Origin of the sequence: Microcoleus sp. B3-D7 (genome assembly GCF_036705305.1) — a bacterium.
Lineage (GTDB): Bacteria > Cyanobacteriota > Cyanobacteriia > Cyanobacteriales > Microcoleaceae > Microcoleus.
In genome coordinates, this window is the sequence record NZ_JAUBUE010000127.1 from 1 (window position 1) to 1,568 (window position 1,568).

At 42.8% G+C, this 1,568-nt stretch carries 2 protein-coding genes and 1 pseudogene; all 3 read left to right on the top strand.

Going from position 1 to position 1,568, the window contains the following annotated elements:
• Window positions 1–250, top strand: a pseudogene (locus QUB25_RS29615) (hypothetical protein); the annotation flags it as partial.
• A 94-nt stretch (window positions 251–344) separates the two neighbouring features.
• Window positions 345–803 carry a transposase gene (locus QUB25_RS29620; protein ID WP_333189048.1) on the top strand — a complete coding sequence of 153 codons (459 nt, stop codon included), beginning with the start codon at window positions 345–347 and terminating at the stop codon, window positions 801–803.
• A gap of 73 nt (window positions 804–876) precedes the next feature.
• Window positions 877–1,353, top strand: coding sequence for an IS1 family transposase (locus QUB25_RS29970; RefSeq protein WP_445252000.1), 477 nt, complete (start codon window positions 877–879; stop codon window positions 1,351–1,353).
• Window positions 1,354–1,568: the final 215 nt, after the last annotated feature.

Below are 1,568 nucleotides of genomic sequence, written 5' to 3' on the forward strand. Positions count from 1 at the left end.
TCCGAAAACTGACCGATGTGGAGTCAAAGGCAAACTGAATGCGGAGCAACTACTCATCTTGGCGGAATTGGTGGAAGCAAATAATGATGCAACTCTTGAAAAACTCCGTTATTTACTTTATGGGAAAATTGGATTTTCCGTTAGTAGAGCAACCATAGAAAGAATGATAAAACTCTTAGACATTACTGTCAAAAAAAACTCTCTTCCCTTCAGGCAAAGGCACAGAGCGAGTTCAAATCCTGCGATGTGAGTTCTGGAAACAATTAAAGAGATGAGTTTAAAAGACTTAATATTCATTGACGAATCGGGAGTTAATTTGGCAATGGTTAGGTTATATGCTAGGTATGCAAAAAGGTGAAACGGCCAAGGGACCAAAACCAACTAAACGTGGCAAAAATGTCTCTATAATTGGAGTAATGTCAGTAAATGAAATCTTAACATCGGTTAATTTAATAGGTGGAACTGATGCAATTACCTTTGAAGCTTTTATTATCAGAAAACTCGTACCAAAACTCTGGAAAGCGGTTTGTGTGGTGATGGATAATTGTCCTATTCACCTGGGAAAAGAAGTCAAAAAAGCGATTGAAAAGAAAGGCGCAAAATTAATATACTTATCACCTTATTCACCAGATTTTTCACCAATTGAGAATCTGTGGTCAAAACTTAAAATCATTCTCCGTTCTATCAAGACTACTAATTATCAAGAATTAGCAAAAGCCATAGATTTTGCGTTCGGTAAAGTTACATCGTCAAATATTTTTAACTGGTTTACACACTGCTGTTATTGTACCTCATCTTTCTGAGAAAGGCTATATGTCTCACTTTTGCGCCGTGAAACTTTACCTACTCTGCCCAAGCTGTGGTTGTGATGACATCATGAAGAACGGCACGACCCGCCGAGGAAAACAAAACTACAAATGTCGTGATTGTGGTCGTCAATTCGTTGAGAATCCGCAGTGGAAGCCGATTGACCCAGACCGTAAAGCGATGATCGATCGCTTGCAAAAGAGAGAAACTTCCCCTAGCCGGAATCGCCCGTGTGATGGAAGTGTCGGAGCACTGGTTGCAAGGATATGTCAACGCTTGCTACGCTGCGCCGGGCCGCAACAAGTGCAGGTAAAGCCCAAAACCCAGGGACAACTAACGGTGCAGATGGATGAGTTGTGGTCCTTCGTGGATGATAAAGGGAACAAGCAGTGGGTGTGGCTTGCCCAAGATGTCACAACCCGTGAGATTGTCGGTTGCTATATCGGCGATCGTTCGCTTGGATGCTGCAAGGGCATTATGGGCCTCGCTGCCGCCTGTGTACCGACAATGTGCCGTCATCTATACCGATTACTGGCAGGCCTATGAAACAGCACTGCGATCGCAAACGTCCGAAAAGCCGTAGGCAAAGACAGTGGATTGACCAGTTACATAGAACGATTCAATAACACGAAAGCGGCAACGAGTGTCACGGCTAGTAAGAAGGACATTATCGTTCTCTAAGAAGTTATACCAATTTCCTAAAGTTCTGCTACAGATAAGGCATCTAAAATGAATTGCCATCCCGTCAAAGAAGCAATGAC